Origin of the sequence: Kitasatospora sp. CB02891 (assembly GCF_002803145.1) — a bacterium.
In the GTDB taxonomy this organism is placed as follows: domain Bacteria; phylum Actinomycetota; class Actinomycetes; order Streptomycetales; family Streptomycetaceae; genus Kitasatospora; species Kitasatospora griseola.
The window spans coordinates 25,327-48,685 of record NZ_NNBO01000003.1; the positions used below are offsets into that span (position 1 = coordinate 25,327).

At 71.2% G+C, this 23,359-nt stretch carries 19 protein-coding genes and 1 riboswitch; of the genes, 12 read left to right on the forward strand and 7 right to left on the reverse strand.

Features of this window, described 5'->3' with window-relative positions; genetic code table 11:
* Positions 1–44: 44 nt before the first annotated feature.
* Positions 45–1,046, forward strand: a complete 1,002-nt coding sequence (gene argF / locus CG736_RS08940) for an ornithine carbamoyltransferase (RefSeq protein WP_100585664.1) — start codon at positions 45–47, stop codon at positions 1,044–1,046.
* 140 nt (positions 1,047–1,186) lie between these two features.
* Here argF and CG736_RS08945 read toward each other — a convergent pair whose 3' ends face one another.
* The 4 genes from CG736_RS08945 to CG736_RS08960 all read right to left on the reverse strand — a co-directional run bounded on the left by CG736_RS08945 (position 1,187) and on the right by CG736_RS08960 (position 3,949).
* A complete protein-coding gene (locus tag CG736_RS08945; RefSeq protein WP_100585665.1) occupies positions 1,187–1,735 on the reverse strand; it encodes a hypothetical protein in 549 nt (182 codons plus the stop codon).
* Between the two features lie 196 nt (positions 1,736–1,931).
* Positions 1,932–2,336 (reverse strand): type II toxin-antitoxin system VapC family toxin, encoded by a 405-nt coding sequence (locus tag CG736_RS08950; protein ID WP_043916367.1) that lies wholly within the window; start codon positions 2,334–2,336, stop codon positions 1,932–1,934.
* 90 nt (positions 2,337–2,426) lie between these two features.
* Positions 2,427–3,302 carry a hypothetical protein gene (locus CG736_RS08955; protein WP_100585666.1) on the reverse strand — a complete coding sequence of 292 codons (876 nt, stop codon included), beginning with the start codon at positions 3,300–3,302 and terminating at the stop codon, positions 2,427–2,429.
* Between the two features lie 128 nt (positions 3,303–3,430).
* On the reverse strand, positions 3,431–3,949 hold the full coding sequence (locus CG736_RS08960) for a SigE family RNA polymerase sigma factor (RefSeq protein ID WP_100585667.1): 519 nt from the start codon (positions 3,947–3,949) through the stop codon (positions 3,431–3,433).
* Between the two features lie 317 nt (positions 3,950–4,266).
* Here CG736_RS08960 and acnA point away from each other — a divergent pair, with 317 nt between their 5' ends.
* From acnA to CG736_RS08985, 5 genes are all read left to right on the forward strand, one after another.
* On the forward strand, positions 4,267–6,912 hold the full coding sequence (gene acnA, locus CG736_RS08965; protein WP_100585668.1) for an aconitate hydratase AcnA: 2,646 nt from the start codon (positions 4,267–4,269) through the stop codon (positions 6,910–6,912).
* Positions 6,913–7,080: 168 nt separating this feature from the next.
* A complete protein-coding gene (locus CG736_RS08970; RefSeq protein ID WP_100585669.1) occupies positions 7,081–8,397 on the forward strand; it encodes a glycoside hydrolase family 18 protein in 1,317 nt (438 codons plus the stop codon).
* Between the two features lie 379 nt (positions 8,398–8,776).
* Positions 8,777–10,183: an N-acetylglucosamine/diacetylchitobiose ABC transporter substrate-binding protein gene (gene ngcE / locus CG736_RS08975; protein WP_100585670.1), complete on the forward strand. Its 1,407-nt coding sequence runs from the start codon at positions 8,777–8,779 to the stop codon at positions 10,181–10,183.
* Between the two features lie 76 nt (positions 10,184–10,259).
* Positions 10,260–11,192: a carbohydrate ABC transporter permease gene (locus CG736_RS08980; protein ID WP_100585671.1), complete on the forward strand. Its 933-nt coding sequence runs from the start codon at positions 10,260–10,262 to the stop codon at positions 11,190–11,192.
* Between the two features lie 13 nt (positions 11,193–11,205).
* Positions 11,206–12,144 carry a carbohydrate ABC transporter permease gene (locus CG736_RS08985; RefSeq protein ID WP_100585672.1) on the forward strand — a complete coding sequence of 313 codons (939 nt, stop codon included), beginning with the start codon at positions 11,206–11,208 and terminating at the stop codon, positions 12,142–12,144.
* Positions 12,145–12,218: 74 nt separating this feature from the next.
* Here CG736_RS08985 and pepN read toward each other — a convergent pair whose 3' ends face one another.
* Positions 12,219–14,786 carry an aminopeptidase N gene (pepN, locus tag CG736_RS08990; RefSeq protein ID WP_100585673.1) on the reverse strand — a complete coding sequence of 856 codons (2,568 nt, stop codon included), beginning with the start codon at positions 14,784–14,786 and terminating at the stop codon, positions 12,219–12,221.
* A gap of 173 nt (positions 14,787–14,959) precedes the next feature.
* Between pepN and CG736_RS08995 the strand changes: the two genes are divergently transcribed.
* Positions 14,960–15,610: a DsbA family protein gene (locus tag CG736_RS08995; RefSeq protein ID WP_100585674.1), complete on the forward strand. Its 651-nt coding sequence runs from the start codon at positions 14,960–14,962 to the stop codon at positions 15,608–15,610.
* Positions 15,611–15,667: 57 nt separating this feature from the next.
* On the opposite strand, the gene CG736_RS09000 is transcribed toward CG736_RS08995, so the two are convergent.
* Positions 15,668–17,068 carry an amino acid permease gene (locus CG736_RS09000; protein ID WP_100585675.1) on the reverse strand — a complete coding sequence of 467 codons (1,401 nt, stop codon included), beginning with the start codon at positions 17,066–17,068 and terminating at the stop codon, positions 15,668–15,670.
* Between the two features lie 280 nt (positions 17,069–17,348).
* On the opposite strand from CG736_RS09000, the gene CG736_RS09005 reads away from it, so the two are divergent.
* Positions 17,349–17,945: a biotin transporter BioY gene (locus CG736_RS09005; RefSeq protein WP_100585676.1), complete on the forward strand. Its 597-nt coding sequence runs from the start codon at positions 17,349–17,351 to the stop codon at positions 17,943–17,945.
* A 69-nt stretch (positions 17,946–18,014) separates the two neighbouring features.
* Entirely contained in the window at positions 18,015–18,500 is a 486-nt protein-coding gene (locus CG736_RS09010; RefSeq protein ID WP_100585677.1) for a ribose-5-phosphate isomerase, read from the forward strand.
* Positions 18,501–18,566: 66 nt separating this feature from the next.
* Here CG736_RS09010 and CG736_RS09015 read toward each other — a convergent pair whose 3' ends face one another.
* The gene (locus CG736_RS09015; protein ID WP_100585678.1) at positions 18,567–19,820 is read right to left on the reverse strand and encodes a GNAT family N-acetyltransferase; all 1,254 of its coding nucleotides are present in this window, start codon (positions 19,818–19,820) and stop codon (positions 18,567–18,569) included.
* A gap of 187 nt (positions 19,821–20,007) precedes the next feature.
* Here CG736_RS09015 and CG736_RS09020 point away from each other — a divergent pair, with 187 nt between their 5' ends.
* From CG736_RS09020 to CG736_RS09030, 3 genes are all read left to right on the forward strand, one after another.
* Positions 20,008–21,219, forward strand: coding sequence for a PP2C family protein-serine/threonine phosphatase (locus CG736_RS09020; RefSeq protein WP_100585679.1), 1,212 nt, complete (start codon positions 20,008–20,010; stop codon positions 21,217–21,219).
* A gap of 388 nt (positions 21,220–21,607) precedes the next feature.
* A complete protein-coding gene (locus CG736_RS09025; RefSeq protein WP_043913995.1) occupies positions 21,608–21,802 on the forward strand; it encodes a hypothetical protein in 195 nt (64 codons plus the stop codon).
* 372 nt (positions 21,803–22,174) lie between these two features.
* A riboswitch (cyclic di-AMP (ydaO/yuaA leader) is annotated at positions 22,175–22,330 on the forward strand.
* Between the two features lie 2 nt (positions 22,331–22,332).
* On the forward strand, positions 22,333–23,334 hold the full coding sequence (locus CG736_RS09030; protein WP_100585680.1) for a M23 family metallopeptidase: 1,002 nt from the start codon (positions 22,333–22,335) through the stop codon (positions 23,332–23,334).
* Positions 23,335–23,359 lie beyond the last annotated feature (25 nt).

A 23,359-nucleotide genomic window follows, 5' to 3' on the forward strand; every position in this document is an offset into this window, starting at 1 on the left:
ATACACTTCCTACTTCGGCCCATTGACTGACCCAGGAGACGGGTATGGCGTTCAACCTCCGGAACAGGCACTTCCTCAAGGAGATCGACTTCACTCCCCAGGAGTTCCGTCACCTGGTCGACCTCTCCGCGCAGCTCAAGGCCGCCAAGTACGCCGGTACCGAGCAGCCGCGGCTGCGGGGCAAGAACATCGCGCTGATCTTCGCCAAGACCTCCACCCGCACCCGCTGCGCGTTCGAGGTGGCGGCCCACGACCAGGGCGCGTCCACCACCTACCTGGACCCGGCGGGGTCGCAGATGGGCCACAAGGAGTCGATCAAGGACACCGCCCGGGTGCTGGGCCGGATGTTCGACGGCATCGAGTACCGGGGCGACGGCCAGGAGATCGTCGAGGAGCTGGCCGCCCACGCGGGCGTCCCGGTCTGGAACGGCCTGACCGACGAGTGGCACCCCACCCAGATGCTGGCCGACGTGCTCACCATCCAGGAGCACTCCACCAAGCCGTTGAGCGAGACCACCCTGGTCTACCTCGGCGACGCCCGCTCCAACATGGGCAACTCGCTGCTGGTCACCGGCGCGCTGCTGGGCATGGACATCCGGATCGTCACCCCGGCGCAGCTGTGGCCGTCGGAGGAGGTCCAGAAGGCCGCCCACACGCTGGCCGAGGCCAGCGGCGCCATGATCACGCTGACCGAGGACGTGGCGGCGGGCGTGGCCGGCGCGGACTTCCTGTACACCGACGTCTGGGTGTCGATGGGCGAGCCCAAGGAGGTCTGGGCCGAGCGGATCGCCCTGCTGAAGCCCTACCAGGTCTCGATGGACACGGTGCGCGCCACCGGAAACCCGGGGGTCAAGTTCATGCACTGCCTGCCCGCGTACCACGACCTCGGCACCGAGATCGGCCGGCAGATGTTCGAACTCACCGGCATGGCCGAACTGGAGTGCACCGACGAGCTCTTCGAGTCGCCGCACTCCGTGGTCTTCGACCAGGCCGAGAACCGCCTGCACACCATCAAGGCCGTGATGGTGGCGACCCTCGGCTCCTGACGCCCCCGACCCCCCGGCTCCCGACCTCTCGGCTCCGAGGTGCCCGCGAGGCGCCCGCTCCCGAGGCCGGTCCCGCCGCCCGCTCCGAGGCCCTGGCCCCCCAGACCCTGGCCCCCAGGCGCGCGTTCCCGGGCGCGGGTTCAGAAGTCGACGTCCACGCAGCCCACCCGGTCGGCGGGGGCGTGGGCTCCGGCGGCGGGGCCGGCGTGCAGCACCAGCGAGTGCGCCTCGTCGGGCCGGAACGTCCAGGGGACGGTCGCCGAGGCGTCGCCGCCCCCGCCGGGATCGGTGCGCACCGTCATCCGGACTTCGTTGTCCGCGGCGTCCGAGCCCGTCGTGTGCTGGTAGTGCGGTCCGGACGCCGCGGGGTCGGTGGCGCAGTGGCCCGTGTGCACATGCGCCGGGAACTCGTGCGAGCCGGCCACCTCGGCGAGTTCCACCGCGACGGTCGTCCGGCCCGCCTCCCGGTGGACGGTGACCCGCACCTGCGCGCCGTACGGCACCAGGTCGGGCGCGTGAGTGATCGCCTTGGCGGGGACGATGCCGTTCGCCCGGTCGAACTGGGCGTCCACCACCTGGTCGGGGACGACCGCGGCGGGCGTCCCGCCGGGGCCGGCGATTTCGGGTGGCCCGATCGGCAGCAGGGTGAGCGGCGCCAGCAGTGCACCGGCGGCGGAGGACAGAGGCATCGCGGACCTTCCGACGGACCGTCAGGGAACACCGCCCACCGTGGCCGCCGCCCGCCCCGTCACGCACGTCGCCGTGCCGCAGCACTGCCCGCAGTCACCCGTACGAGAACGCCCGGTCGGGCACCGCCCGACAGCTCCTCGCCGGACCGGGCTGGCCGGAGGCCGTCCGTCCGCCCGCTCGCCCGTCCGCCCCGGCTCAGCCGGCGGCGGTGATGCCGCGGATCTCGCAGCGCGGCCCGCTGGCGCGCATCAGCCGCAGGTCGGCGGTGATCAGCGGGGCGCCGCAGTGTTCGGCGACCGCGACGTAGGCGGCGTCGTCCGGGGTCAGGTTGTCCTTGAGCTCCCAGATCCGGCCGAGCAGCGGCGCGATCTCCATCTTCCGGATCGTCAGCTCCGGCAGCCGCTGGGCGATCCGGGCCGCCTGCTCGGCGGTCACCTCCTTGGCGAGGTAGAGCCCGCGCAGCGACTGCATCACCTCGATCAGCACGTGTTCGGGCGCGACCCAGTCGGGGTCGGCGGCCAGTGCGGCCCGGGCTGCGGCCCCTCGCGGGCCCTGGTCGGCGAGCGAGAGCACCACCGCGGAAGCGTCCACCACGATCACCCGCTCACGGTAGCCCGCGCGCGCCGCGGTCCGGCACCGGGGTGCCCGACGACGGATCCGGCCCGCCGATCCGGTCCCGCACGGCTGCCCCTACTGCGCGGTCCCGCTCGTCGGCGCGTCGGAGCGGGTGCCCGTGGCCGGTTCCTGCACCACCGAACTCGGTCGGCCCGTCGGGCTCCTGATGAGGTCGGGCGTCGGCTGCGCGCCGAGGTCCGCGGGGTCCTCCCGGGCGACGAGGGCCGACCAGTCCAGGTCGGTCGTCCAGCGCGTGACGTCCTGCCAGGTCACCAGCGGCGCGTTCCCGTCGGCGCCGGTGGCGACCAGGGTGACCACCAGTCCGTCGACCCGTCGCAGCTCCGCCACGTAGCTGAGCTGCCCGGCCTCGTCGTACCTGGTGACGGCGATCCCGGTGCCGCCGGCGCCGGTGAGGGTCGCGCACTTCTCGCCGACGGGGCGGGTGGCACAGTCGAGGCTGCCGGACGGCCACGGCGAGTGGCGGCCGGTCGGGGCCGTCAGCTGGATCCTGAGGGCGCCGGTGTGGTCGTCGCCGAGGCTGCGCAGGCCGGCCAGGAAGACGGTCTGCACCTCGGCGTCGGAGGTGGAGCGGCGGCCGTCCCAGGTGTCGACGACCAGCATCGGGCCGAGCAGCTTGCCCAGCAGGGCCCGGGCGTTGAAGCCGTTCACCGGCACCAGGCCGGACGGCAGGGTCGACTGCGGCGTGGGAACGGGCGGCATCGATCCGCCGGCGCCGGGGGAGACGGTGAGGGCGGGCGGGGCGGGGCGCAGCAGCAGTCCGCCGCCGAGGGCCAGGCCGGCGACCGCGAGGACCGTCCCGGCGAGCGCGGCCCGCCGTCGCAGCCGGATGGCCCGGCCTTCGGCGGTGGCTCCGGCGACGAGCAGGCCGAGGTCGGGCACGGCGTCGCCGACCGCCCGTTCGAAGACGTCGCTCAGCTCCTGCTCGGGCATCGGGGCGTTCTCGCTTTCTGACGGCGCATCGGTCGGTTCGGCGGACGGCCGGTCGGACGGCCGGTCGGCCGGAGGGTTCTCCGCAGGGGCGGCGGGGCCCGGGTGGCGGGGGCGGGGCGGAGGTCCGGTCACGGGACGAGGGTGTGCAGCTGCGGGGCGAGCTGGCGGCGCAGCCGGGTGAGGGCGCGCAGCGCGCGGACCCGGACGGTGCCGGGGGCGAGCTGGAGTTCCGCGGCGGTCTCCTCGACGCTGCGGTCCTCCCAGTAGCGCAGCACCAGGACGGCCCGGTCCTTGGGCGGCAGTTCGGCGAGGGCGGCGAGCAGGGCGACGCGCAGTGCGGGGTCGGTGTCGGGGGCGGCCTGTTCGGGGAGCAGGTCGAGGCCGGGCAGTTCGCTGCTGCGGCGCAGCCGCCGGTGCGAGAGGTAGCAGCGCAGCAGCACGGTGCGGGCGTAGGCGACGGGGTTGTCGGCCTGCCTGACCCGGCCCCAGGAGGCGTAGATGCGGGCGAGCGCGGTCTGGGTGAGGTCCTCGGCGAGGTGCCAGTCGCCGCACAGCAGCAGGGCGGTGCGGAACAGGGCGGTGCCGCGGGCGTGCGCGAACTCCTCGAACTCGCGCCGCTCCTCGGCCCTTCGCCGCCCCACCGCCATCCGCACCCCTCGTCACGTGCCGGGTTCCGGCGACGCTGCGGGCTGGACGCGGAGCCGCTCGGTACATGAGGACAGATGCGCCGGGGCTGCGGTTGCGGTACAGGATGTGCGGGTGAAGTTTGGACGGAGCCATGCACTATGGTTTATCTCGACATCGAGATACATTCGGCGTTAGACTTTATCTTGACGTCAAGATACTTGCCGAGAGGCGCAGGCCCCGCGTCCGGCGGGCCTTCCATCATCGGCTCGGTGGGCCGGCGGCCGTCAGGTTAGCCAAGCCTTACCTTATCACCGGGTGGACCAAGAAGGAGTCAGTCGTGTCCGCGAACAGCTTCGACGCCCGCAGCTCGCTGCAGGTGGGCGACGAGTCGTACGAGATCTTCAAGCTCTCCGCCGTCGAGGGTTCCGAGCGGCTGCCGTACAGCCTCAAGGTCCTGCTGGAGAACCTGCTCCGCACCGAGGACGGCGCCAACATCACCGCCGACCACATCCGCGCGCTGGGCGGCTGGGACCCGACGGCCGAGCCGTCCGAGGAGATCCAGTTCACCCCGGCCCGCGTGATCATGCAGGACTTCACCGGCGTGCCCTGCGTGGTCGACCTGGCCACCATGCGCGAGGCCGTGAAGGAGCTGGGCGGCGACCCGTCCAAGATCAACCCGCTGGCGCCGGCCGAGCTGGTCATCGACCACTCCGTCATCGCCGACAAGTTCGGCACCCCGGACGCCTTCGTCCAGAACGTCGAGATCGAGTACGGCCGCAACAAGGAGCGCTACCAGTTCCTGCGCTGGGGCCAGACCGCGTTCGACGAGTTCAAGGTCGTCCCGCCGGGCACCGGCATCGTCCACCAGGTGAACATCGAGCACCTGGCCCGCACCGTCATGGTCCGCAACGGCCAGGCGTACCCGGACACCTGCGTCGGCACCGACTCGCACACCACCATGGTCAACGGCCTGGGCGTGCTGGGCTGGGGCGTCGGCGGCATCGAGGCCGAGGCCGCGATGCTCGGCCAGCCGGTCTCGATGCTGATCCCGCGCGTGGTCGGCTTCAAGCTCAACGGCCAGCTGCCGGCCGGCACCACCGCTACCGACCTGGTGCTCACCATCACCGAGATGCTGCGCAAGCACGGTGTGGTCGGCAAGTTCGTCGAGTTCTACGGCGAGGGCGTCACCTCGATCCCGCTGGCGAACCGCGCCACCATCGGCAACATGTCGCCGGAGTTCGGCTCGACCTGTGCGATCTTCCCGATCGACGCCGAGACCATCAACTACCTGAAGCTCACCGGCCGCGACGCGCAGCAGCTCGCCCTGGTCGAGGCGTACGCCAAGGAGCAGGGCCTCTGGCACGACCCGTCGGTCGAGCCGGTCTACTCCGAGTACCTGGAGCTGGACGTCTCCACCGTCGTCCCGTCGATCTCCGGCCCGAAGCGCCCGCAGGACCGCGTGATCCTGGCCGAGGCCGCCGAGAAGTTCGCCGAGGCGCTGCCGACCTACTCCGCCGAGGCCTCGAAGCCGACCGCGGTCACCGCCCCCGACGGCTCGACCTACGCGATCGACAACGGCGCGGTCGTGATCGCCTCGATCACCTCCTGCACCAACACCTCCAACCCCTCCGTCATGCTGGGCGCCGCCCTGCTGGCGAAGAAGGCCGTGGAGAAGGGCCTCACGGTCAAGCCGTGGGTCAAGACCACCCTGGCGCCCGGCTCCAAGGTCGTCATGGACTACTACGAGAAGGCCGGCCTGCTCCCGTACATGGAGAAGCTGGGCTTCAACCTGGTCGGCTACGGCTGCGTCACCTGCATCGGCAACTCGGGCCCGCTGCCCGAGGAGGTCTCCGCCGCGGTGAACGAGTCCGACCTCGCGGTCGTCTCGGTGCTCTCCGGCAACCGCAACTTCGAGGGCCGGATCAACCCGGACGTCAAGATGAACTACCTGGCGTCCCCGCCGCTGGTGGTCGCCTACGCCCTCGCCGGCAACATGAACATCGACCTGACCAAGGACGCGCTGGGCCAGGACGCCGACGGCAACGACGTGTTCCTCGCCGACATCTGGCCGTCCGAGCAGGAGGTCGCCGACACCGTCGCCGGCTCCATCGACGAGGCCATGTTCGACAAGGGCTACCAGGACGTCTTCGCCGGCGACCACCGCTGGCAGTCGCTCCCGGTCCCGACCGGCAACACCTTCGAGTGGGACGCCGAGTCGACCTACGTCCGGAAGCCCCCGTACTTCGAGGGCATGGCCAAGACCCCGAGCCCGGTGACGGACATCGCCGGCGCCCGCGTGCTGGCCAAGCTGGGCGACTCGGTCACCACCGACCACATCTCCCCGGCCGGCAACATCAAGCCGGGCACCCCGGCGGCGCAGTACCTCACCGAGCACGGTGTGGAGAAGCGTGACTTCAACTCCTACGGCTCGCGCCGTGGCAACCACGAGGTCATGATCCGCGGCACCTTCGCCAACATCCGCCTGCGCAACCAGATCGCGCCGGGCACCGAGGGCGGCTACACCCGCGACTTCACCCAGGCCGACGCGCCGGTGTCGTTCATCTACGACGCCTCGCAGAACTACCAGGCCGCGGGCATCCCGCTGGTGGTCCTGGCCGGCAAGGAGTACGGCTCCGGCTCGTCCCGCGACTGGGCGGCCAAGGGCACCGCGCTGCTCGGCGTCAAGGCCGTCATCGCCGAGTCCTACGAGCGCATCCACCGCTCCAACCTGATCGGCATGGGCGTCCTGCCGCTGCAGTTCCCGGCCGGCCAGAACGCCGACTCGCTGGGCCTGACCGGCGAGGAGACCTTCGAGTTCACCGGTGTCACCGAGCTGAACGAGGGCCGCACCCCGAAGACCGTCAAGGTCAAGGCCGGAGCTGTCGAGTTCGACGCGGTGGTGCGCATCGACACCCCCGGTGAGGCGGACTACTACCGCAACGGCGGCATCCTGCAGTACGTGCTGCGCAGCCTGATCGGCTGACAAGGCGTCACCGAAGAGCCGCACCGCCCCGCGAGGGACGGTGCGGCTCTTTGCCATTTCTTGGAGGAATCCCGGCCATCCCCTTGTGCGGTGCCCGCAGGGTGGACTAGACCTCTCCATCAGCACTTGGTCCATACCAATTGACGCTGAATCGGAGAGATTCACGGAATGACCACCAGACGAACCTCCGCACTCCTCGCCGCCGCGACCATCGGCGCCCTGCTCGTCTCCCCGGCCACCGCGCAGGCCCAGGAGAAGGGCCACCGGCTGAACGGCCAGCGGGTCGGCTACTTCACCCAGTGGGGCATCTACAGCGGGTTCTCCGCCAAGAAGGTCCAGGACAGCGGCCAGGCCGGCCGGCTGACCGTGATCAACTACGCCTTCGGCAACGTCTCCGCCGACGGCTCCTGCTTCGAGGCGAACGCGGCCGGGGTGGGCGACGCCTGGGCCGACTACCAGCGCCCGGTGGGCGCCGAGGAGTCGGTGGACGGCGTGGCGGACGCCCCGGGCCAGGCGCTCAAGGGCAACTTCAACCAGCTGCGCAAGCTGAAGGCGAAGAACCCGCAGCTGCGCGCGGTGATCTCGCTGGGCGGCTGGAGCTGGTCCAAGCACTTCTCGGACGCGGCGCTCACCGACGCCTCCCGGAAGAAGTTCGTCTCCTCCTGCATCGACCTGTACCTCAAGGGCGACCTGCCGCAGCTGGGCTCGGCCGAGGGCGGCGCGGGCGCGGGCGCCGGGGTGTTCGACGGCATCGACATCGACTGGGAGTACCCGGGCAGCCCCGGCGACGAGGGCAACGTGGTGCGTCCCGAGGACGGGCGGAACTTCACCCTGCTGATGCAGGAGTTCCGCACCCAGCTGGACGCGCTGTCCGGCAGGAAGGGCCCGCACTACCTGCTCACCGCGGCGGTGCCGGCCGGTGAGTCCGCGATCGACAAGTTCGAGATCGACAAGGTCGCCAGGTCGGTGGACTGGCTGAACCTGATGGCCTACGAGCTGCACGGCCCGTGGGAGACCAAGGGCCCGACCAACCACGAGTCGAACCTGTACTCCGACCCGAACGACCCCACCGGGCTGCAGCTGAGCGTGGACCGGCTGGTCGGCACCTACACGGACCGCGGCCTGCCGTCGAAGAAGGCCGTGGTGGGCGTCCCGCTCTACGGCTTCGGCTGGACGGGCGTGCCGGGCGGCCCGCGGGGCAACGGCCTGTACCAGTCGGCCACCGGGCTGGCCCGCGGCGGCACCCTGTCCTACAAGCAGATCAAGGAGCTGCCCGGCACGGTCCACAACGACCGGGCGCACGGGGCGAGCTGGAAGTTCGACGGCACCGACTTCTGGACGTACGACACCCCGGAGCTGGCCACCCGCAAGGCCCGCTACGTCCAGGAGAACGACCTGGGCGGGGTGATGGTCTGGTCGCTGGACGGCGACGACGCCCAGGGCAGCATGATCGCCGCGCTGGACAAGGGGCTTCGGGACGACTGAGGATAACTGAGGGTTCGTCAGGCGCTCACCGATGCGCGGCTTCGTCGTCACGGTTCTCGAACCGTAATGCGCGAAGCTGCGCATTTCTATGTTCAAACGAACATTTGCGCGCTAGATTCGCGCTCATGGCTGGCGCGGACACGTAATGTGCAGGGTCCCTGCACATTGCACATGCTGCACCGCCGACAACGCTTTGACTGTCAGGTTTGTTATCAGACCGGCGGCCTATTGCTGTCAGATGAACAGTGGACTATACCTTTGCGCATCATCACACAGCCTCTGACCGGCATCTTCGCCGCTGGGCACCTTTCGGGCCAAGGAAGTTGACGCATCGTCAGCTTCGGCTCATATCTTCTGGAACTGAGGGGTTAGGGCACGCATGGGCTCTGCAACTGAGTACAACCGCCGCGACCTGTTCAAGCGCGCGGCCGCGATCACCGTCCTGGCGGCCGGCAGCAGCTCGCTGCTCGCGGCCTGCGCCGGCGGTACCGGGAGCTCCGACAAGGGCACCAAGGCGGCGGGCGGCTTCAACCTGAGCGACGCCAAGAACCCGTTCGGGGTGAAGGACGCCGACGGTCTCGAGGTCTTCATCTTCGACGGCGGCTACGGCAACGAGTACGCCAAGGCGTTCGAGGCGATCTACTCGAAGCAGTTCCCGGGTGCGAAGATCAACCACCAGGCCGACAAGGACGTCACCGGCAAGCTCCAGCCGCGCTTCAACGCCGGCTCCCCGCCGGACGTCATCGACGACTCGGGCGCCAAGCAGATGAAGCTGGACGTCCTCGCGGACTCCAACCAGCTCACCGACCTGGCCCCGCTGCTGGACGCGCCGTACATCGACGACCCGTCGAAGAAGATCCGCGACGTGCTGATGCCCGGCACGATCGACTCCGGCACGGTCAAGGGCAAGGTCTACAACCTGTCCTACGTGTACACCGTGTTCGGCTGGTGGTACTCCGGCAAGCTGTTCAAGGACAACGGCTGGACCGCGCCGAAGACCTGGGCCGAGTTCATCACCCTGTGCGAGCAGATCAAGGCCAAGGGCATCGCCCCGGTCGCGCACCAGGGCAAGTACCCGTACTACATCAACGTCGTCATGATGGACATGATCGCCAAGCAGGGCGGCCTGGACCTCATGAAGCGGATCGACTCCCTCGACGCCACCGCGTGGGACGACCCGGCCGTGAAGTCCGTGCTCGACGCGTTCTACCAGATCGTCGACAAGGACTTCCTGCTCCCCGGCACCAACGGCATGACCCACACCGAGTCGCAGACGGCGTGGAACCAGTACAAGGCCGCGTTCATCCCGTCCGGCTCCTGGCTGGAGAACGAGCAGCTGCCGACCACCCCGGCCGACTTCGACATGAAGTTCCTGCCGATGCCGTCGCTGCCCGGCGACAAGCTGCCCTTCGAGGCCATCCGGGCCGGTGCCGGCGAGCCGTTCATCGTCCCGTCGAAGGCCAAGAACGTGGCCGGCGGCCTGGAGTTCCTGCGGATGATGCTGACCAAGGAGGCCTCGGGCAAGTTCGCCCAGACCGCCAACAGCCTCACCTGCCTGAAGGACGGTGTCGGCCCGGAGGTCCAGCTGAAGCCGGGCACCGCCTCCACCGTGGTGGCGCTGAAGGCCGCGGGCGACAAGACCTTCAACTTCCAGTACCCGAACACCGCTTCGAAGTTCGACGAGGACCTGCAGAACGCCTCGGGCGAGCTGATGGCCAAGCGCATCACTCCCGCCGAGTGGATCAAGCGGGCCAAGGAATCGGCCACCAAGAACAAGACCGCCTGATCGGTCACTCGATCAACGCACCGGGGGCATCGAGACGCCCCCGGTGCGTCTTCCTGACGGACAGGAGAAAGTGACCATGCGTCACGGCAAGTACCCCTTCATCGTGGGGTTCCTCTTCCTTCCGATCGTGCTGTACGTCGGCCTGGTGCTCTGGCCGTACCTGCAGACCTTCGGATACTCCCTGACCAACTGGTCCGGGGCGAGCCAGGAGATGGATTTCATCGGCCTGGACAACTACACGAGACTCCTCGATGACGAGGTCTTCGCCGGTGCCCTCTGGCACAACCTGCTGCTGCTGATCCTGCTGCCGGTCGTCACCATCCTGATCGCGCTGTTCTTCGCCTTCATGCTGAACGTCGGCGGCAAGGGCGGCACCGGTGGCGTGCAGGGCGTCAAGGGCGCGCCGTTCTACAAGGTCGTCTTCTTCTTCCCGCAGGTGCTGTCGATCGCGATCCTCGCCGTGCTCTGGGGCGCGGTGTACCGCACCGACCAGTCCGGCCTGGCCAACGGCGTCCTGATCAAGCTCGGCCTGGCCACCGTGAACGACCCGGTGCAGTGGTTGTCCGACCCCGACCTGGTCATGTGGTGCGTGCTGGCGGTGCTGGTCTGGTCCGGCGTCGGCTTCTACCTGGTGCTGTTCTCGGCCGCCATGCAGGGCATCCCGAAGGACATCTACGAGGCCGCCCTGCTGGACGGCGCCAAGCGCGGCCAGACCTTCTTCAAGATCACCCTGCCGCTGCTCTGGGAGACCGTCCAGACCGCCTGGGTCTACCTGGCCATCGTCGCCATGGACGCCTTCGCGCTGGTCTCGTCGATCACTCCCGGCGCGTACTTCGGCGGTGGTCCCGACCACCACAGCGAGCTCATCTCGACCTACCTGATGCGCAGCTTCCTGCGCAACGGCGAGGCGGGCTACGCCTGTGCGATGGGTGTGGTGATCTTCTTCTTCACCCTCATTCTGACCATCGTCTCGCTGTGGGCCACCAAGCGCGACAAGATCGAGTACTGAGCGGGGACCGGACATGACCACTCTCGACAAGACCGCGAGCGTCCCCGGTCAGCGCGGCACCAAGCCCAAGCCGGGCAAGGACCAGCGCTTCGCCGACGGCGGCGGCGCACTGAACGTCTTCTCGCACGGCTTCCTGGCCGTCTGGGCCGTGCTGATCCTCCTGCCGCTGCTCTGGGTCGTCCTCGGCTCGTTCAAGACCGACGCGCAGATCAACGGCTCGGCCTGGAGCTGGCCGGCCCACTGGGGCTTCGACGCCTTCTCCCGTGCCTGGTCCAAGGGCATCGGCGGCTTCTTCGCCAACACCGTCATCGTGCTGCTGGGCTCCGTCACCCTGACCATGCTGCTCGGCTCGATGGCCGCCTACGTGCTGGCCCGCTACGAGTTCAAGGGCAACCGGTTCATCTACTACCTGTTCGTCGCGGGTTCGATGTTCCCGGTGTACCTGGCCCTGGTGCCGCTGTTCTTCATGGTCCGCAACCTCGGTGAGATCTCGCCGTACCTCGGTCTGAACAGCTACGCCGGCCTGATCCTGGTGTACGTCGCCTACTCGCTGCCGTTCACCGTGTTCTTCATGTACTCGTTCTTCCGCACCCTGCCGAGCGCGGTGCACGAGGCCGCGATGCTGGACGGCTGCTCGCACACCCGGACGTTCTTCCAGATCATGGTGCCGATGGCCAAGCCCGGCCTGATCAGCGTGGGCATCTTCAACGTGCTCGGCCAGTGGAACCAGTACATCCTGCCGGTCACCCTGATGCAGCCCACCACGGCCGGCGAGGCCGACCACTCGATGCTCGCCCAGGGCCTGGTCAACCTGGCCCTGCAGTCCGGCTACAAGAGCGACGCCCCGGCGCTGTTCGCCGGTATGACGATCGCGATGCTGCCGGTGCTGGTGGTGTACCTGTCCTTCCAGCGCCAGGTCCAGGCGGGTCTGACCTCCGCCACTCTCAAGTAGCGTCCGCCGTACGGCAGAAGGCTCGGCCCCCGTTCCAACTCGGAGCGGGGGCCGGGCCGTTGCGCGCGGGTGGGCTACTGGACGTCGCAGGCCTGGGCGCGAAGGGCGCGGTCCAGGTCGTCGCGGCACTCCAGCACCAGGCGGCGCAGCGCGGGCGCGGCGTCCTGGTGGGCGGTCAGCCAGGCGTCGGTGGCCGCCAGGGTCTCGGGCGTGGTCTGGTACTGCGGGAAGAAACCGCCGACGATCCGCATCGCGATCTCGATCGAGCGGTCCGCCCAGATCGACTCCAGCATCGCGAAGTACGGCTCGGCGTAGCCGGCCGTCAGCTCGCGCTGCCCGGCCTGGTTGAAGCCGGCGATCTGCGCCTCGACCAGGGCGTTGGGCAGCTCGTCGGAGTCGACCACGGCGCTCCAGGCCGCGGCCTTGGCCTCCGGCGTGGGGAGCGCGGCCAGGCACTGGGTGTGCTGGCGGCGGCCGCTGGCGGTGTTGTCGCGGGCCAGTTCGGCGGCCAGCTCCTCGGTGCCGGCGTCGCCGTTGGCAGCGAGGGCCAGCCAGAAGCTCCAGCGCAGTTCCTGGTCCACCGTCAGGCCGTCGATCCGGGCGGTGTCCTCCAGCAGGCCGCGCAGCAGCTGCAGGTGGTCGGCGCGCTCGGCGGTGTCGGCCAGGAAGCGGGCCCAGGCGAGCTGGTGGTCGCTGCCGGGGGCGGCCTGCGCGAGCTCGCGCAGCGCGACCTCGGCGAGCGCGGTGCCGTACTCGGCGCGGCGGGCCGGGTCGGCGTACAGCTCCAGGGCGGTGCCGGCCTGCTGGTGCAGGGACTGCAGCACGCCGATGTCGGACTCCCGGCCGGCGAAGCGCTGCACCAGGTCGAGGTAGTCGCGGGTGGGCATCAGCCCGTCCCGGGTCAGGTTCCACACCGCGGACCAGGCCAGCGCCCGGGCCAGGCCGGTCTCGCCGGTGAGGTCGCCGAGGCCGGTGCGCAGGGTCTCCAGCGAGCGCTCGTCGAACCGGACCTTGCAGTACGTCAGGTCGTCGTCGTTGAGCAGCACCAGCGCGGGCAGTGAACGGCCGGCCGCGTCGGCGACCACGGTGCGGGCGCCGGTGACGTCCAGCTCGTAGCGGTCGGTGCGGCGCAGCGCGCCGTCCTCGGCGAGGTCGTACAGGCCGACCGCGATCCGGTGCGGGCGGATCACCTCGCCGTCCTGGCGGATCGCCAGTTCGGTGATCCGGCCCTCGGCGTCGTGGGTGACCTCGGGGGTGAGGGTGTTGACGCCGGAGGTCTGCAGCCAGGCGGCGGACCAGCTGCGCAGGTCGCGGCCGCTGGTCTCCTCCAGGGCGTCCAGCAGGTCGCCGAGGACGGTGTTGCCGAAGGCGTGCTTCTTGAAGTAGCGGCGGGCGCCCTCGAAGAACGCGTCCCGGCCGACGTAGGCGACCAGCTGCTTGAGGACGGACGCGCCCTTGGCGTAGGTGATGCCGTCGAAGTTGAGCTTGGCGTCCTCCAGGTCGCGGATGTCCGCGGTGATCGGGTGGGTGGTGGGGAACTGGTCCTGCCGGTACGCCCAGGCCTTGCGGCGGTTGGCGAAGGTGATCCAGGCGGCGCTGTACTTGGTGGCCTCGATCTGCGCGAAGGAGCCCATGAAGTCGGCGAACGACTCCTTCAGCCACAGGTCGTCCCACCACTTCATGGTGACCAGGTCGCCGAACCACATGTGCGCCATCTCGTGCAGGATCACGTTGGCGCGCGCCTCGTAGGCGGCCTCGGTGACCTTCGAGCGGTAGATGAACTCCTCGCGGAAGGTCACGCAGCCGGGGTTCTCCATCGCGCCGATGTTGTACTCGGGGACGAAGCACTGGTCGTACTTGCCGAACGGGTACGGGTAGTCGAACTCGTCGTGGAAGAAGTCCAGGCCCTGCTTGGTGACGGTGAGGATCTCGTCGGCGTCGAAGTAGGGGGCCAGCGACCGGCGGCAGGTGGCGGCGAGCGGGATCTCCAGCACGCTGCCGTCGGCCAGCCTGCGCGAGTAGTGGTCGCGCACCACGTGGTACGGGCCGGCCACCACGGCGGTCAGGTAGGTGGAGATCGGCTTGGTCGGCGCGAACTCCCAGGTGCGGGCGGCGCCGTCCTCGGTGATCTCCTCGTGCACCGCGTTGGCGTACACGTCCCAGGCCGCGGGGGCGGTCACCGTGAAGCTGAACGGGGCCTTCAGGTCGGGCTGTTCGAAGTCGGCGAACACCCGGCGGGCGTCGGCCGGCTCGTAGTGGGTGTACAGGTAGGTCTCGCCGTCCACCGGGTCGACGAAGCGGTGCAGGCCCTCGCCGGTGCGGCTGTAGGCGCACTCGGCGACCACCGTCAGCTCGTTGTGCGCGGCGAGCTCCGGCAGCGCGACCCGGGCCCCGTCGAACACCTCGGCCGGGTCGAGCCGGCGCCCGTTCAGCTCGACGGAGACCACCTCGGGGGCGAGCAGGTCGGCGAAGCTCGACGCACCCGGGGTGTTGCAGTCGAACGAAATCCGGGTGGTGGAACGGAAGGTGGGTCGGCCGGGGTCGGCCGCCGCACTCACGTCCAGGTGGACGCGGTAGCTCTCCACCCGGATGATCCCGGCCCGGTCGCGGGCCTCCTCACGGCTCAGGTTCTTGCCCGGCACGGCGGTACTCCTCTGTACGGAACACACGGCTTTCGGAGTGTTCATGGCACCCCGTCGGGGGCAATCCTTTCACGCCCTCCCCACGGTGCCATTGCACTGGGCGAGGAATCATCACGGCCGGGTCCGGGTTGCAGCTCCGCGGGGGAGACCCCGCACCGCTCGACCGCCGATTCATGGGGACACCGCACGTGAGCACTGCCGACCGCCGCAAGACCGCCGACTTCTGGTTCGACCCGATCTGCCCGTGGGCCTGGATGACCTCCCGCTGGATGCTGGAGGTCGAGCGGCTCCGCCCGGTGGACGTCCGCTGGCACGTGATGAGCCTGTCCGTCCTCAACGAGGGCCGGGACGACGTGCCCGAGCAGTACCGCGAGCTGCTGGCCGCCGGCTGGGGCCCGGTCCGGGTGCTGATCGCGGCCGCCGAGGCGCACGGCGAGGGGGTGCTCGGCCGGCTCTACACCGAACTCGGCCTCCGCTTCCACAACCAGGGCCTGCCCAACACCCGGGAGACCGTGGTCGCCGCGCTCACCGCCGCCGGGCTGCCCGCCGAGCTCGCGGACGCCGCCGACACGGACGCGTTCGACGAGAAGCTGCGCGCCTCCCACCGGGAGGGCATCGGCCTGGTCGGCGAGGACGTCGGCACCCCGGTCATCGCCGTGGAAGGCCCGGACGGCGACCGGGTCGCCTTCTTCGGCCCGGTCGTCACCCCGACGCCGCGCGGCGAGGCCGCGGCCCGGCTCTGGGACGGCACGCTGCTGGTGGCGTCGACGCCCGGCTTCTACGAGATCAAGCGCACCCGCACCGCGGGGCCCTCGTTCGAGTAGCCGGGCACGGAGGAGCCCCCGCACCCTTTCCGGGGTGCGGGGGCTCCTCCAGGTGCGTCAGACCGCCGGTCGGCGGCTCCGCAGGTGGCCGACGACCGCCAGCGCGACCGTCAGGCCGGCGGTGAAGTACAGCTGGATGCGGTTGGCGGAGTCCATCGTCATCAGCACCAGGACCACCGCGATCGCCGCCAGCGCGGCGTACGTCAGGTACGGGAACGCCCACATCCGGACGGGGAGCTGCGCCGCGGGCAGGTGGCGGCGCATCCGGAGCTGGGCGACGGCGATGAAGGCCCAGACCACCAGGACGGCCGCGCCGACCATGTTGAGCAGCCAGGTGAAGACCGTCTCCGGCCACCAGTAGGAGAGCAGCACGGCGAGGAACCCGAACGCGCAGGACGCCAGCACCGCGCGCCGCGGGACGCCGCCGGACAGCCGGGCCATCGCCCGGGGGCCGTGGCCGCGGGCGACCAGCGAGTGCGCCATCCGGGACGAGCCGTAGATGTTGGCGTTCATCGCGGACAGCAGCGCGATCAGCACCACCACGTTCATCAGCTGCGCGGCGCCCGGGATGCCGAGGGTCTGCAGCACGGCCACGTAGGGGCCGGGCCGGACCACGGCCGGGTCGTCCCACGGCACCAGGGTGACGATCACCGCCATCGAGCCGACGTAGAACAGGGCGATCCGCCACATCGCGGTGCGCACCGCGAGGGCCACGCTGCGCCGGGGGTTCTCGGACTCGGCGGCGGCGATGGTGACGGTCTCCAGACCGCCGTACGCGAAGACCGAGGCGAGCAGGCCGGTGACCAGCCCGCTCGCGCCGTGCGGCAGGAAGCCGTGGTGGCCGGTCAGGTTGTCGGCGCCGGGGGAGGCGGTGCCGGGCAGCAGGCCGAGCACGGCCAGCACGCCGATCACCAGGAAGGCGCTGATCGCCAGCACCTTGATCGCGGCGAACCAGAACTCGAACTCGCCGAAGTTGCGAACGGCCGCCAGGTTGGTGACGCAGAAGAACGCCATGAACATCGCGACCCAGGCCCAGGACGGCACGGCGGGCAGCCAGCCGGAGACGATGCCGGCCGCGCCGATCGCCTCCACCGCGACGCCCACGCACAGCAGCACCCAGAACAGCCAGCCGACGGTGAAGCCGGCCCACGGGCCGATCTCCCGGTCGGCGTGCACCGAGAACGAGCCGGAGGCGGGCCGGGCCGCGGACATCTCGCCGAGCATCCGCATCACCAGCATCACCAGCAGCCCGGAGGCGGCGAAGGCGAGCACCACGGCGGGGCCGGCGGCGGCGATGCCGGAGCCGGAGCCGACGAACAGGCCGGCGCCGATCACTCCGCCGAGCGCGATCATCGACAGGTGGCGCTGCTTGAGTCCGTGGGCCAGGCCGGTGTCCTCGGCCGCGCCGTCGGCGGCCGGGCGGGCGGTCGCCTTGGCGGTGGGTGGAGTACGGGTCATGCGGAGGGTTTTCCAGACTGTGTGACGGTCCGACCGTTTCGGAGGGATCTGTCCACTATTCGGCATGTGACGTGGACGCCCCAACCGGGACCGGCATCCGGACGCCGTTCCGACGGACAGTGACGGCGGAACCACCGTGAGCACCCGGTGAGGACTTGGTCACAGGCCGGACCCGACAAGCCCGGCCCGGTCGGCTTTGTCGTGCCCCGACGCGGTGGCGGAGCCCTGACAGCGCGTAGGTTCACAGATGATCCATTCCGTCGGAATCCCGGGAGCAGCCATGGCCATCGCCGCGTCGACACCGTCCACCGCCGTCCTTGCCGACCTGCTGCCGCAGGCGTCCACCCGGATCGGCGCGCGGACCCGCGACCTGGCCCTGGTGGCCGGCGGCGCCGCGCTGACCGGCATCGCCGCCCAGCTGTCCGTCCCCGTGCCGGGCTCGCCGGTGCCGGTGACCGGGCAGACCTTCGCCGCGCTGCTGGTCGGCACCGCGCTCGGCGCCCGCCGCGGCGCCGCCGCGCTCGGCCTCTACCTGGCGGCCGGCGCGGCCGGCCTGCCCTGGTTCGCCGAGGGCACCTCCGGCGCGGGCATGGCCACCTTCGGCTACGTGATCGGCTTCGTGCTGGCCGCCGCCCTCACCGGCGCGCTGGCCCGCCGCGGCGCCGACCGCAGCCCGCTGCGCACCGCCGGCGCGATGGCGCTCGGCAGCCTGGTCATCTACGCGGTCGGCGTGCCGTACCTGGCGTTCGCCCTGGACGTCCCGCTGGCCAGGGCCGCGAGCCTCGGCATGTACCCGTACCTGATCGGCGACGCGCTGAAGATGGCGCTCGCGATGGGCGCCCTGCCGCTCACCTGGAAGCTCCTCGGCCGCCGCTGACGACCCGTCCGAACCGGGCCCGCCGCCCCTGCCGGGGCGCGGGCCCGGTGGCATGTCACACTCGTGTCCATGCGCGTCTACCTGGGCTCCGACCACGCCGGATACGAACTGAAGAACCACCTCGTCGAGTGGCTGAAGGAGGCCGGGCACGAGCCGGTCGACTGCGGCCCGCACATCTACGACGCCGAGGACGACTACCCGCCGTTCTGCCTGCGGGCGGCCGAGCGCACCGCCGCCGACCCCGAGGCGCTGGGCGTGGTGATCGGCGGCTCCGGCAACGGCGAGGCGATCGCCGCCAACAAGGTCAAGGGCGTCCGCGCCGCGCTGGCCTGGAGCGAGCAGACCGCCGCCCTCGGCCGCGAGCACAACAACGCCAACGTGATCTCGGTCGGCGGCCGGATGCACACCCTGGACGAGGCCACCAAGTTCGTCGAGATCTTCCTCAACACCCCGTACAGCGGCGAGCCCCGGCACACCCGCCGGATCGAGATGCTCTCCGAGTACGAGACCACCGGCGAGCTGCCGCCCATTCCGGCGCACCACCCGCAGGGCTGATCCGGCCACAACGCACCGCGCCCGCCCGGGAGTTGCCCGGGCGGGCGCGCGTCTTCCGGCAGCCGGTCAGAAGCCGTGCGGCAGCCAGGGCTCCAGCCCCGAGCGGAACGCCGCCGACACCGGCTCCAGCACACCCGGCCGCAGCTCGTGCACCAGACCCGCCGCGGCCAACGCCGTCAGCGAGGTGCCGCCCAGGTAGGCCGAGCCCAACTCGCGCACGTCCAGCGCCAGATCGGCCGGTTCGTCGGTCGGCACGCAGGTGGCCGGCTTGCCCGGCGCGGCCGTCAGCCGCCAACGGCCCGCGTTCCACGGGCAGAACGCGTCGGTGACCTCCAGCACCGCGTCCACCGGCTGCGCCCAGCCGCGCGCCCCGAGCGCCTTCGGCAGGTCCACCAGCCGCACGAACATGGCGTCCATCATCCGGGGCGTCAGGTGCCGGACGTCCGACACCAGGTGCAGCAGCGGGTCGTCCGCCGGCAGGTTGAACGCCTCCACCCGCTCCGTCAGGTCCAGGTCCAGCAGGAACTCCCACAGCCGGGCGTACACCCAGGGCTGCTCCGCCTGCACCGCGCGGACCCGGACCACGCCGGCCGCGCCGCGCTCGTTCCAGTCGTCCTTCACCGCGTACCGCGCGTAGCCGAGCAGCTCGCCGGTCTCCGGGTCCTCCGCCAGCACCGACTGCAGCGGGGAGAAGCCGCTGCGGGACTCCGGCGCGTCCAGCACCGGGAGCTTCTCCCAGCCGGGCTGCCGCAGCAGGGTGCCCGGGCGGCGGGTGGCGAGGCGGGCGTACAGCTCCTCGCAGCGCGCCAGTTCGGCCGTCGGATCGGCCAGCCGCAGCACCAGCCCGCCGCGGCGCTCCGGCGTGTGCACCTTCACCCGGCCGCGGAGCATCGACACCACGGCCTTGCGGGTGCCCTGCCCGTAGCCGAACCGCCCGTAGATCGCCGGCTCGGACGCCGTCAGCACCGCCAGCGACTCCCCGGCCGCCCGCACGTCCGCCAGCAGACGGCGCATCATGGCGGTCAGCGCGCCCCGGCGCCGGTGGGTGGGCAGCACGCCCACCATCGTCACGCCCGCCGCCGGGACCACCGCGCCGCCCGGCACCACCAGTCGGAAGCTGAACGCCGAGCCGCCGCCGACGATGCGCTCGCCCTCGCAGATCGCCAGCGAACGCTCCACCTCCGTCAACTCGTGCCACAGCGCGCGCTCCGCGGGGGCCTCCCCGCCGCCGCCGAAGGCCACGTCCAGGGTGCTGTACCAGGTCTCCCACTCCTCGGCGCGCAACGGCCGCAGGGTCAGTTCGGGGTGTCGAATCGTCATGAGGCCCTGCCTACCACCCGAACCGGAAGCGTGCGACCGATTTGTCGCGCCCATGCCGGTCTCCGGTCTCCGGTGCTCCCCGTCGCGGCGCCGGCGGCCGAAACCCACCGGAGCGTGCCGCTCCCGTTGCACTCGGTGCCACCCGGGCCGTCGACGCGGGCACCGCCGGTGGATAAGGTCGGTCCCCATGGCCGACAGCGCGCGCACCGGAGCGACGGGCCGGGGCGGCAGACCGCCCCGCGAGCCCGTGACGGCCCGGCTGCGCGCTGCGCTGTACCGGGCCCGACGCAGGCTGCGCCGCACCGGCGTCGACTACTTCCGCGGCGACGGCGCCGACTGGTGGGCGTTCGCCGCCCTCGCCCTCGCCGTGCCCGTGCTGGTGCTGCTGAACATCGCGATCCCCGACTGGGCCCCACCCACCGCCCTGGTGCTGCCGGTGCTGGCCGGCGCCCTGCTGCTGCGCCCCGGCACCCTGGTGCTGCTGTACGCCGTCGCGGCGGGCGGGCTGATCGCCGAGTCCCTGGTGCACACCGGGGAGCGCGTCGCCAGCGCGCAGCCCGAGGCCTACACCCACGGCGTGACCCCGGGTGCCGCCCTGGTGGTCGGCGCGGTCGGCGTCGCCGGGCTGCTGGTCGCCCAGTTCCGCCGCCGGATCGGCGTGCCCTGGCGGGGCGGCTCCACCATGCTGTTCGACCTGCGCGAGCGGATCCGGGTCCAGGGCCGCATCCCGCAACTGCCCGACGGCTGGCACACCGACACCGCGCTGCGCCCGGCCGGCGGCCAGTCCTTCTCCGGCGACTTCATGGCCGCCGCCCGCACCGGCCCCGGCGGGCGGGTGCTCGAAGTCGTCCTCGCCGACGTCTCCGGCAAGGGCATGGACGCCGGCAGCCGCTCGCTGCTGCTGTCCGGCGCCTTCGGCGGACTGCTCGGCTCGCTGCCCGCCCACGACTTCCTGCCCGCCGCCAACGGCTACCTGCTGCGCCAGGACTGGGCAGAGGGCTTCGCCACCGCCGTCCACCTGGTGGTGGACCTGGACACCGGCGAGTACGAACTGCTCTCCGCCGGGCACCTGCCCGGCATGCACCGCCTCGCGGGGGCCGGTCGCTGGGAGGTCAAGGAGGCCGAGGGCCCGCTGCTCGGCGTCTACGACGAGGCCAAGTTCGAGGGGGTGCGCGGCACCCTCGGCCCCGGCGACGTCCTGATGCTGTGCACCGACGGCATGGTGGAGATCCCCGGCCGCGACCTCGCCGAGGGCATGGACCGGCTGATGGGCGAGGCCGACCGGCTGGTCGCCGCCGCACCGGTGGCGATCCGGTCCGGGGCGGCGGTCCGGCTGATCGACACCGTCGCCAAGCACGTCAACGACGACCGCGCGGTGCTGCTGATCTGGCGCCGCTGAAGCCGCGGCGAGTGCAGGCCCGGTGAGCGCGGAGTGTCCACGGAGTGTCAAACCCGGGCGTTGATCTTCGGCCAATTCCGGTGCGGCGTCCGGGCCGGCCGGTGACACCGGATCTGCCTGCCGGTTTACCGCGCCGGCCTGCGCGGACCGCCGCCCGCCGACGGGCCGTCAGAACCCGTCCGCTATCGTCGCGGTCGGCGAAAATCAGTCCTACCAGGCGGGTTCGGGCGCAGGAGCCCCGGGCAAGTTCTTTACGCACTCCGCACGAGCGACCACACTGAGTCCGGATGGAGTGGTGGGGACACGGGGGGCTGGGGCCGGTTTCCGCCTGGGAGCCATCGCCGGCTTTCACCCGAACCCCCGCCACGAATCGAGGAAGTGAGTCCCGGTGGCCTTCTCCGTCTCCGCGCTTGTCCTGTTCGGCATCATCGTCGCGATCTTCATTCGCAACAAGCAGCTGAAGTCCGGGCACGCCATCGTCGCCGCCCTGTTCGGCTTCATGCTGAGCCAGTCGACCATGGCCGGCCCGATCCAGCAGTTCCTCACCTCGGTCTCCAAGGCCATCGCCTCGATCGCGGGTTGACGCCGCGTCGGCTCTCCGGCGACACGCCACGACGGGCGGGAGGCACCCCCGCACCGTCCATTCGGCCTGCCCGCAGGTGACCAGGGTCACCCGCGGCGTCACGCCGGGTCCACGACCGAACGCGCACGGTGGCCGAGGTCGCCCACCGTGCGGGGTTCGTACGCGCACTGTCATGATCCCGTACGCGCACCGCAGTGGCCCGGTCGACACCGCGTGACCTGGTGGACCGTCAGCCCCTTCCCGATCTTGGGAACGGGGCCGGTCGGCGTTTGCCAGCCTCGCGGGCCGTGGGATTTGCTTCGTCCGCAGCCCGGCCAGTGACCGGGCGGGCCACCGGACGGAACGCCTAGTCCTGCCGTCGTCCGGTGCCGACCAGATACCACGCCACGGCAGGAGCGGGGGAACCACAGGTAAGTCGCCGGGCCCGGGAACATCCGGGAACGGCTCGGGGTGAAGCCGCAGTTCTGCGGCCGGGCAACTCTCGCCCGAACCCGACAGCTCACCTCGCAGGCGTCGGAGAGGAATGCTTCATGTCCGTTCAGGGCAAGCACCGCAAGCCGCGCCTGGCCACCGTCGCCCGCATCGCCATCGCCGCCGGTGTGGCCGGTGCCGCGATCGGTCTCCCGGTCACCGCCGCCTCCGCGCACACCGCCACCGAGCAGGGCGCCAACCGCCCGGCGTCCCAGGTCTCGACGGACGCGACGCCGGTCGCCTCCGCGCACGACTACCGGGTCGTCTCCGGCGACACCCTGTCCAAGATCGCTGCCGCGCAGCACGTGGACGGCGGCTGGGAGAAGCTGTACCAGGACAACCACTCCGTGGTCGGCGGCAACCCCGACCTGATCTTCCCCGGCCAGCAGCTGACCATCAACGGCCAGGCCGCCGCCCCCGCGAAGGCCCCGGCCGCCAAGTCCGCCTCCTCGGACACCGCCGCGAAGCCCGCCGCCGCGCCGAAGCCCGTCACCGCGCCGAAGCCCGCCACCAAGCCGGCCGTCACCGTCACGAAGCCGGCCGTCGCCGACACCGCCAAGACCCAGCAGGCGGCCCCGGCCCCGAAGGCGTCGACCCCGGCTCCGGCCGTCACCACCGTGCCGGTCGCCCCGGTGGCCGCGACCACCAGCGCCAACGCCGCGTACGTGGCCCCCGCGCCGGGCAAGGTCACCACCGGTTACAAGGTGGCCGGCTCCAACTGGTCCAGCGGCTACCACACCGGCATCGACTTCCCGGTCGCCACCGGCACCAGCCTCAAGGCCGTCGCCGCGGGCACCGTGGTCTCGGCCGGCAACGGCGGCGCCTACGGCAACCAGGTCGTCATCAAGCTGGCCGACGGCAAGTACGCCCAGTACGCCCACCTGTCCTCGATCTCCGTCTCGGCCGGCCAGGCCGTGACGGCGGGCCAGCAGATCGGCCTCTCCGGCGCCACCGGCAACGTCACCGGCCCGCACCTGCACTTCGAGATCCGCACCACCCCGGACTACGGCTCCGACATCGACCCCGTCGCCTACCTGGCGGCCCACGGCGTCAACGTCTGATCCACGCCTCACCCCCCGAAGGCCC